This is a genomic window from Pseudomonas sp. HMWF006 (assembly GCF_003061205.1).
GTDB classification, from domain to species: Bacteria; Pseudomonadota; Gammaproteobacteria; order Pseudomonadales; family Pseudomonadaceae; genus Aquipseudomonas; species Aquipseudomonas monsensis.
Genome location: NZ_QAIU01000088.1, coordinates 1 through 6,490, shown reverse-complemented (window position 1 = coordinate 6,490; position 6,490 = coordinate 1). Strand labels below are relative to the sequence as shown.

At 57.8% G+C, this 6,490-nt stretch carries 8 protein-coding genes and 1 pseudogene; 8 read left to right on the top strand and 1 reads right to left on the bottom strand.

What is annotated here, in order from left to right; genetic code table 11:
- A partial coding sequence (locus DBR24_RS30890; RefSeq protein ID WP_158277018.1) for a hypothetical protein occupies positions 1-308 on the top strand: 308 nt, incomplete at its 5' end.
- Here DBR24_RS30890 and DBR24_RS03485 read toward each other — a convergent pair.
- Positions 309-896: a hypothetical protein gene (locus DBR24_RS03485; RefSeq protein WP_128613900.1), complete on the bottom strand. Its 588-nt coding sequence runs from the start codon at positions 894-896 to the stop codon at positions 309-311. It lies immediately after the preceding gene.
- A 121-nt stretch (positions 897-1,017) separates the two neighbouring features.
- On the opposite strand from DBR24_RS03485, the gene DBR24_RS03480 reads away from it, so the two are divergent.
- The 7 genes and pseudogenes from DBR24_RS03480 to DBR24_RS03450 form a co-directional block, all read left to right on the top strand.
- Positions 1,018-2,280 carry a DNA circularization protein gene (locus tag DBR24_RS03480; RefSeq protein WP_256591260.1) on the top strand — a complete coding sequence of 421 codons (1,263 nt, stop codon included), beginning with the start codon at positions 1,018-1,020 and terminating at the stop codon, positions 2,278-2,280.
- Positions 2,273-3,400 carry a phage baseplate assembly protein gene (locus DBR24_RS03475; RefSeq protein ID WP_128613898.1) on the top strand — a complete coding sequence of 376 codons (1,128 nt, stop codon included), beginning with the start codon at positions 2,273-2,275 and terminating at the stop codon, positions 3,398-3,400. The genes DBR24_RS03480 and DBR24_RS03475 overlap by 8 nt, the downstream gene beginning before the upstream one ends.
- A complete protein-coding gene (locus DBR24_RS03470) occupies positions 3,393-3,893 on the top strand; it encodes a phage baseplate assembly protein V (protein ID WP_128613897.1) in 501 nt (166 codons plus the stop codon). The genes DBR24_RS03475 and DBR24_RS03470 overlap by 8 nt, the downstream gene beginning before the upstream one ends.
- Positions 3,893-4,360, top strand: coding sequence for a phage GP46 family protein (locus DBR24_RS03465; protein WP_128613896.1), 468 nt, complete (start codon positions 3,893-3,895; stop codon positions 4,358-4,360). Before DBR24_RS03470 ends, DBR24_RS03465 begins: the two co-directional genes overlap by 1 nt.
- 143 nt (positions 4,361-4,503) lie before the next feature.
- Positions 4,504-5,418 (top strand): baseplate J/gp47 family protein, encoded by a 915-nt coding sequence (locus tag DBR24_RS03460; protein ID WP_218278122.1) that lies wholly within the window; start codon positions 4,504-4,506, stop codon positions 5,416-5,418.
- Between the two features lie 9 nt (positions 5,419-5,427).
- Positions 5,428-6,018 (top strand): YmfQ family protein, encoded by a 591-nt coding sequence (locus tag DBR24_RS03455; RefSeq protein ID WP_128613894.1) that lies wholly within the window; start codon positions 5,428-5,430, stop codon positions 6,016-6,018.
- Between the two features lie 3 nt (positions 6,019-6,021).
- Positions 6,022-6,490, top strand: a pseudogene (locus DBR24_RS03450) (hypothetical protein); the annotation flags it as partial.

Genomic DNA, 6,490 nt, shown 5'->3' with positions numbered 1-6,490 from the left:
GGGCAAAGGAATTGCTGGGGATAGACGGTGCGACCGTAACAGTTGGGCAAGGCGCCGCACCGGCGGCCACCGCCGGCAGCCCTGAAGGTGCTTTGTCGGTGGCCGATACCGGCGCGGCAAATACCGACCTTGGTCGGCGCGCGGCACAGATCGGCAGGGATGCTGCTCAGCAGGTGACGCAGCCACCGCAGTCGGTAAGGGTTCAGGTTGACCTGAACAATGTGCCAGCCGGTTCCAAGGTAAAAACCGAGGGCAGTCAGGGTTCGACCTTTGACACCGATATCGGTTACACGATGGCCAACCCCTGATCAGTTCTTCATTGAATCGATAAAAGACTGCGAGGTTGAGGCTGCTTTCTCAGCCTCCGCAGTCCTGGCCTTGAGTGTGTTGTATTTGATTGTCGCCTCGGCGGGGCTGATTGGGTTAAGGCTGGCGGTTGATCTGAAGAATCCTACGCTGGCACCGACGCCAGATTTGTAGTAATCCCGGGAATTTCCCTGGACCTCTTTCAGCCACCCGTCAGCCAGTAGTGCCTCGTCTAGTTTTGCCTTTTGCTCAAGGTCGAATTCAAAACGCACACTCCGATAGGAAAGCTGATCAGGACTCAGCGTCGAAACCTTCGGCCCTGAGCCTGAAGAGGATTTCAGCGCGAAATTATTCTTCCCATCGAAAAATATGTCGGCGCTGGATGCTTTTGCACCGTAAAAAGTTGTTGGAACGGCTCGCGTACAGCGGAAGTAGTCGGTGTTATCGGAGCAGTTTGTGAATCCAAGCGCTTTGCCTATGGCTGGAGTTCCGGGAACGGTTAAGCCATCGACTGTTGTCGACTCAAGTCGTGCATCCGAAAGAGCGGTCTGACTCAGTAGCATAAGCGACAAGGCAAAGATTTTTTTCATATTCAGTCCTTTGTGGTGTGCATTGCAGCGCGTGCTGCTCTTAATTTAGCGATGATCCCGAATTGATGATTATGCCTGAGCATTCATCATGGATGAGTCATCGCATTCGCTGGAGAATTCCATGGCTTGGCGAGACAACTACCGCGCGGCGACTTTTCGCGGCGTGGGCTTTTTTGTGTCCACGGCGGACAGCAGTCATGGCCGGCGCCAGGCAGTACACGAAACAGCACAGCGCGATATTCCCTATACCGAGGACCTCGGCCGCAAGTCGAGGGAGTTCGGAATCACCGGCTATCTGCTTGGCAAGGAGTACGACGTCGCCCGGGAAGAACTGATCAAGGCCTGCGAACAGGCAGGCCCAGGCGTTCTGGTTCACCCGTATCGTGGCGAGCTGACGGTAGTTTGCCGTGGGCTGACAGTGAGCGAGTCGTCGGAAGAAGGGGGAACCTGCACCCTCTCCATGACGTTTCTCGAGGCAGGCGAAGTATCCTACCCGTCGGCGAAGGTCGACAGCGTCAACGCCATCAGCGAGAAGGGCAATGAGGTCACAGAGGCGGCCAAGAACAGCTTCGTTTCAGACTTTCTCACCAAGGGCTACCCGTCGTTCGTAGCCGACGCCGCCACCACGCAGATCAAGGGCCTGAGCGACTTCCTCAGCTCTCCTGAATTCATCGCCTCCAGCGATATCCAGGCGGTCTCTGATTATTACGACAAGGTCAGAAGCATCGGCTCTGACGCATTCGACCTGATTCAGGAGCCTTTCAACTTCGCGAACCAGGTCGTAGACGCGATTGGCAGTATCCGCTCGGCTTTCGGCAGCAGCGCCTTCGGGATGCTGATCAATCTGTATGACCGGTACTTCCCGAACGATGACAGTTCGGATAGCGATCCCGTTGCGTCCGCCACTCCCAGCCGGCAGCAGGTGGTGAAAAATGCCACAGCTGTCGCGGGTGTGGTTCGCCAATCTGCAATTTCTCAAGCTGCGGTGGCGGCGGTCGTCACGCAGACGACTGAGGATGTGTCGAATGGCGGTACCAAAACTACTTCGGCGCCGACGAAATACGACAGCTACGAGTCGGCGATTGTGGTCCGAACGGAGCTCGCAGACCGTTTGGATGAGGAAAGCGAAGCAACCACCGACGACCTGGTCTACGTCGCCCTCACGGACTTGAGAACTGCCGTGGTCCAAGCTGTGCCGAATCCAGACCAGGACCTGCCGCGACTTGCTACGTTCTCGCCACGGCAGACGCTCCCGTCCCTGGTCGTTGCCTATCAACTGTATGGGGACGCAGGGCGCGCCGACGACATCGTGGCGCGCAATGATCCCCGCCGACCAGGGTTCCTGACCGGCGGACAGGTGCTCGAGGTTCTTGCAAATGGATGACCTTGAACTGCTGGTCAACGGCATGAATTACGCCGGGTGGACCCAGATCGGTGTCACCCGTGCAGTTGATGCATCGTCGGGGGCGTTCACGGTGACGCTGACTGAGCGCTGGGAAGGGCAGGATGGGGCGGGCGCACAAACGGAGCCATGGCCAATTCTCCCGGGTGACCGGTGCGAAGTGAGGCTGGGCGGGATTCCGATGGTGATCGGCTACGTCGACATCTTCAAACCCTCGTTCAGCGCAACGGACCACACTATCAACATTCAGGGGCGTGACCGAACGGCTGATTTGATCGATTGCAGCGCCGTGCACACCCCGGATGAGTGGAAGAACATCGACCTTCTGCGCCTCGCTCAGATCCTGGCCAAGCCTTTTGAAGTCGGCGTTTCAGCCGATGTCGCGGTGGGTGAGGTTTTTCCCGTTTGTAAGTTGCAACAGGGGGAGACGGCATTCGAGGCCATCGAGCGTTACGCAAGACAGCGCCGGCTTTTGCTGATGCCGGACGGCGCCGGCGGGCTTCTGATTACGCGTGCCGGCAACAAACGGGCGTCGGTCGGCCTAGTCCAGGGCGAAAACATACTCAACGCTTCCGGCAGCATCGACCACAGTCAGCGCTTCCGTAACTACCTGGTCAAGGGGCAGGCCGCATACAACCCCTACAGCGAGGGCGAGACCGAGGCCCACATCGAGGGTGGTGCCAGTGACAGCGGCATCAGGCGTTATCGGCCAATGCTGATCGTTGCTGAGTCCGGCAGTTCGTCCGGCAGCGCCAAGGAGCGTGCCACTTGGGAGGCCAACAGCCGACTCGGAAAATCCGCTTCAGCCTCCATCACCGTGCAAGGCTGGCGCCAGAGCCCGGGCGGCCCGCTCTGGGAAGCGGGGATGCTGGTGCAGGTCAAGTCGCCATGGTTGCGTCTGGACGGTCAAATGATCATTCGGCAGGCCACCTACGAGCGTGGCGAAGGCGGTACCACAACGAAACTCGACATCGTCAGTCCACAGGCCTTCTCGCCCGAGCCTCCTGATTCCAAAAAAGGAACAAAGGGTAAGGCGGGCAAGCGGGGCGGACGAAATATTTGGGCAGAAGCCATCGGGGAAGAGGACAAGAAGGATGGGTAACCCGATTCGCGATATCAGCAACCGCGTGATGATGATGTTCGCTCGGGGAGTTCTGCGCAGCGTCAATGACTCCAATGGCCGGCAGCAGTTGCAGGTAGAACTGTTGAAGGACGAGCTGCGTGATGGTGTAGAGCGCATGCAGAACTACGGCTTTACCAGTCACCCAACTGGCGGCGACGTAGCTTTCGCTGCCATCGGAGGAAACCGAGAGCAGGGCATCGTGCTGGTTGTTGACGACCGCCGGTACCGCATCCCGCTAGAAGCCGGTGAGGTCGCAATGTACGACGATCAGGGAAACAAGATCGAACTCCTGCGCGACATGATCAAGTTGACTGCCGTTCAGCACGTTGAAGTCGAAGCACCGACGATCAAAATCATCGGAAATCTGGAGGTGGTCGGGAACATCACCACGACCGGCACTATTACCAACAACGGCAAACACGTCGACAGCACTCACACCCATTCCAATAGCGGCGCGGGAGTACCCAACTGATGGCCGATGCCGCAATGGTAATGAGCGAGTTCGGTGGCGACCTCGTGCTTTTAGGATTTGACCTGGAGCGCGACGACGGTCTAGAGACAGCCGTAATCATCAGCCTGTTCACTGACCGTCGCGCCAGTGCCGAACAGATCCCGCCGGAGTACCCGCAGGATGATCTGCGTGGGTACTGGGGCGATATCACTAACGCGTCCGCCACTGACCAGACCGGGTCGCTGCTCTGGCTGCTGGCCCGCGAGAAGCAGTTGCCACAGATTCTCAGCAGGGCAGAGCAGTACTGTCGCGAAGCCCTGGCCTGGATGATCGACGACATGGTCGCAACCACGATAAGCGTCGCGGCTTCGTTCTACTCCTTGGGCGTAATGCTGCTGGAAATCAACATCGACCGGCCGATCGGACCAGCGGTTCGCTATCGATATAACTACGAATGGTCGGCACAGGCCGGCAAGAGGGCTGCCTGATGCCATTTGCAAGACCCACATTACCGGAACTCATTGACCGGGTTACCACCGATATCAGTGGCCGGGTGACTGGCCTACAAAGTGCTGTGCTGCGCAGGTCCCTGCTTGGAATAATCGGCCGGTCTGAGGCGGGCGCAGTGCATATGCTGTACGGCTTCCTGGAGTGGGCGGCTAGGCAGGCGATCATTGATACTGCCGAAAAGGAATATCTCGAGCGTTGGGCCGCGATCTGGAAGGTGTTTCGCAAGGCTGCCGATTATTCGACTGGCGCCGCTCTTCTCACCGGGGCTATTGGTTCGACAGTGCTGGCCGGGACAATTCTCCAGCGGCAGGACGGCGTGCAATACCGGGTACTAGCAGACGGAACATTCACGGGCACTACGCTGCAGCCGACGGTCGTAGCTGTTGATGCGGGTGCCGCTGGCGATTCTCCCGCGGGAACCCCGCTTTTCCTCCTGTCCCCCGTCGCTGGCGTGCAATCTACCGGCGCCGCCGCCACCGACATCGATGGAGGTCTCGATATTGAAACCGATCCTCAGTTGCTCAGTCGGCTGCTGAAGCGGATTCGACAACCTCCTCACGGTGGAGCGGAATCAGACTACGAACTGTGGGCCCTGGAGGTTCCCGGTGTAACTAGGGCTTGGGTCTATCCGCTTCAGATGGGGGTGGGGACGGTTACTGTTTTATTTGTCTGCGACGGGGAGGCCAGTATTGTCCCTACCCCAGCTAAGGTGGCGGAGGTGCAGAGTTACATCGATGCGCGCCGTCCTGTCACTGCGGAAGTATTCGTTGCGGCTCCTATCGCGGATCCACTGAATATGGCCGTGAAACTTTCGCCAAATACGGCAGCCGTTCAATCGGCTGTGAGGGCCGAAGTGGCCGATCTTATCGTGCGCGATTCGAAACCTGGTAGCCCGATCCTTATTAGTCGCCTTCGCGAGTCTGTCTCGTTGGCCGCCGGCGAGTCAGACAATGCCATCACCTCGCCGACCACGGATGTGGTTCACGCGACAGGGCATATGGCGATTCCCGGAACAATCACCTTCTCCAGCTTTTAAGGAGGCGTTATGCCGACAGCTGCCGACTATCTGGAGCAGCTGAAAGCGCTGCTACCACCAGGTCAAGCATTCCCCAGGGAATCCGGTACCACATTACATAACCTTCTTGATGGGATGTCCGTCGAATTGGCTCGAGCTGATTCAAGGGCAGAAACCCTTCCTGAAGAAGCAAATCCAGCGACGACTATTGAACTGCTTGGTGATTGGGAGCGAGTTGTTGGTCTTCCAGATAAATGTTCTGGCGCGCTCGAGGAAACATTGCAAGGCCGCCGGAGTGCACTCCTTGCAAAGCTAACCAGCACTGGCGGCCAGTCTCCCAGTTACTTCATTCAACTGGCCGCCACCCTTGGTTACACAGTAACCATTGAGGAGTTTAAGCCATTCAGGGCCGGCCACTCTTCCGCGGGGGATCCATTAACAAATGGCCCTTGGGCTTTTACTTGGGTTGTTCGTGCGCCAGCAGTTTCCATTACCTATTTCCGCTCCGGCCAGTCGGCCTCAGGTGAGCCACTGCGTACCTGGGGCAACGACACACTTGAATGCAAGATCAACCAACTAAAACCCGCCCACACCATCGCGCTCTTCGCGTACGGAGAATGATTTATGCACAGAATTGATACTGCTGGAGCAACCGTCGACAACAAATTCACCGATGGCGATCCGGTGGGCGGCGTTCAATCGACGATTGTAGATGCTGCATGGCTGAATGATCTTCAAGAAAATATCATGGCCGTTCTTGTGGCTGGTGGGGTGCCACCTGTAAAGGGTCGAGCAGCGGATCTTGCAGACGCAATTTCAGCAATCATCAAGGCAAAGCACGGAGTAGCAACGTTCACTGCATCTGGCAGTTTTACAGTTCCCGCAGGGATCACCACGATTTACGTTTCAGGATGCGCGGCCGGTGGCGGCGGTGGCGGTTCCGCAGGGACAACTGCTACAGCAAACAATGCTGGTGGTGGTTCAGGTGGTGGTGCTGGACAGCCGCTCCTGAGAGTTGGTGTAACCGTTACGCCAGGGCAGGTTATTACAATCACAATTGGCGGCGCCGGCATTGGTGGTAACGGAGGGGCGT

Bases quoted from the DNA above. Each gene is read 5' to 3' on its own strand.
- DBR24_RS03470 (WP_128613897.1), top strand. From the start codon at position 3,393: ATGGGTAACCCGATTCGCGATATCAGCAACCGCGTGATGATGATGTTC.
- DBR24_RS03480 (WP_256591260.1), top strand. From the start codon at position 1,018: ATGGCTTGGCGAGACAACTACCGCGCGGCGACTTTTCGCGGCGTGGGC.
- DBR24_RS03455 (WP_128613894.1), top strand. From the start codon at position 5,428: ATGCCGACAGCTGCCGACTATCTGGAGCAGCTGAAAGCGCTGCTACCA.
- DBR24_RS03485 (WP_128613900.1), bottom strand. From the start codon at position 896: ATGAAAAAAATCTTTGCCTTGTCGCTTATGCTACTGAGTCAGACCGCT.
- DBR24_RS03475 (WP_128613898.1), top strand. From the start codon at position 2,273: ATGGATGACCTTGAACTGCTGGTCAACGGCATGAATTACGCCGGGTGG.
- DBR24_RS03465 (WP_128613896.1), top strand. From the start codon at position 3,893: ATGGCCGATGCCGCAATGGTAATGAGCGAGTTCGGTGGCGACCTCGTG.
- DBR24_RS03460 (WP_218278122.1), top strand. From the start codon at position 4,504: ATGCTGTACGGCTTCCTGGAGTGGGCGGCTAGGCAGGCGATCATTGAT.